Origin of the sequence: Pantoea sp. VS1, assembly GCF_002207995.1 — a bacterium.
GTDB lineage: Bacteria > Pseudomonadota > Gammaproteobacteria > Enterobacterales > Enterobacteriaceae > Pantoea > Pantoea dispersa.
Map to the genome: position 1 here is coordinate 1 of NZ_NHZE01000154.1, position 1762 is coordinate 1762.

2 protein-coding genes are annotated in these 1762 nt (G+C 60.5%); both read left to right on the top strand.

The genetic code is table 11. The annotated features are described in order from the left end of the window. Positions 1–195: 195 nt before the first annotated feature. Positions 196–633: an antirestriction protein gene (locus CBW22_RS25325; protein ID WP_088518201.1), complete on the top strand. Its 438-nt coding sequence runs from the start codon at positions 196–198 to the stop codon at positions 631–633. Between the two features lie 43 nt (positions 634–676). Next, positions 677–1093, top strand: coding sequence for a DUF1380 family protein (locus tag CBW22_RS25330; protein ID WP_088518202.1), 417 nt, complete (start codon positions 677–679; stop codon positions 1091–1093). The last annotated feature ends 669 nt before the right edge of the window (positions 1094–1762 follow it).

Consider the following 1762-nt stretch of genomic DNA (forward strand, 5'->3'; position numbering starts at 1 on the left):
CGCACTCGCTCCGGCGGGCTCACTCCCGTCGCGCCTCCGCTCATGCTTCGCGTCGCCGCCGTCCGTTATCCCGCCTCCCGCTCGCTTGCGCTGCGGCCTGCGGCGTCGCTCCTGAACACTCCGCTTTTCGCCGGGCTGTCATTCAGTCACGGCACAGGACGGAACGGTTATCCACTCTGACTGCGGAGGTTTCTGATGAACACAGCACTGTACGCGCCCCAGCCGGCGCAAATCCTGGACGGTTACGTGAAAATGCGCTTTCTGCCGATGCTTTTTGCCGGCGATTTCATGCGCGCCGAACTCAATATATACCAGTATGCCGATCGTTTTCTCAGCGACTATGACGGCGGCGTATGGGAGTTCGCGCAGCTGCCCGGCGGCGGCGGCTTTATGAAGCCGGAAGGGGAGGCGCGCTGGCACTTTTCAGATCCGGGCAATTACAGCGAGCTGGACGTAAGCGCGGAGGCGGCGGGGATCATCATCACCGCGCTGGTTCTCAATCACCGGAGCTGGATGTATGACCGCCACGATGAGGAAGAACTCTGTGCGCACTACTGCGAGCGCCACCGGCAGCTGATGAACTACGCCGGTGAGCATCACGAAGCTGACGCCATTTTCCGCGCGCTGGACTGATTAACTACGCGGGCGGCTTTGCCGCCCGCTGAGGATAAAAGACATGATGCACGGCACTGTAAAAGAGATCAGCACGCGCCTGACTGAGTTGTTTGATGAAGAAAACCCGCTTTCAGTATTGATCTGGAGGATGGATGACGTGATGAACGCAGCGGAGTGTATGGATATCACGGAAAGAGAGGCCGGCCGGGTACTGTCGTTTATTGCCGACGAAGGTGATCACCGCCGGTACGGTATCGGCCGGGAGGCGGTAAGGGACATGCTGAATAACCTGCGTGAAGAAGAACGGGAGGAAATGCGCGAAGTAAGCGTGCCTGCCGGCGCGCTGGCGGCGGTGCTGAGTGTGGCAGAAGATTTTATGCGGTTAAAAGATGCTCAGGCCGGGCCTGGTGCCGGTGCCCGTCACTGGCCGGTCGAAAACGAGGCAATGAAAACGGTTATGACAGTACTGGCCAGATAAACGTGACAGGCCATGAATGTGCTGAGCAGTGAGCGCAGCGGGGGGCAGAAAGGGGGGCCCGCGTCCGGCAGCGGACCCGGCTGAGCGCGCGTAAACCCCCCTGGCCGCCTGCGGCGACCGCTCCGCCGCCATTACTGGTCAGCTTGATATGAAATGACAGATAGATCTTTCACATGTGACTGATTTTAATCGATGAAATCAGTTCGCTGTCAGTCAACAGCAACAGCAACAGCAAAAGCAACAGCAAAAGCCGGGGCCACCTTCGGCTTCCCGGCAAGCCGGGTCGTCGAGCCCTATGTCGCTAAGCGGCAAAGCCGCCAAGCGCCACCGAACCCCTGCGGGTTTCGGCCGCGAGCGGTTTCGGGCTGATGTCCAGGGTCAACGGCTGCAGACGGCTGCGCCGTCGCGTTCACTGGCCACATAAAGCCGTGGCCGCTGAGGACCGGACCGGCAAAGCCGTCCGGGGTGTGTTCTTGCCGTTTTCGCGCGCGGCGGACCTGTTCCGGTCAGTCCAAGCGCGGAGGGCCGTTCGTAGCACCGCCGGTTCAGGCAGAAAGGGGTGAAGTGCACGCCGCCAAAAACTTTTTGCCTGGTGCCGCAAAAACTTTTCGTCGTCGCCCCTTTATGCCCTCTCTTCGTCGTTGCTCCTTTGCCCTTCGCCGCGACTGG

Excerpts from the sequence above, each read along its gene's own strand:
- CBW22_RS25325 (WP_088518201.1), top strand. The coding sequence starts at position 196 with ATGAACACAGCACTGTACGCGCCCCAGCCGGCGCAAATCCTGGACGGT.
- CBW22_RS25330 (WP_088518202.1), top strand. The coding sequence starts at position 677 with ATGATGCACGGCACTGTAAAAGAGATCAGCACGCGCCTGACTGAGTTG.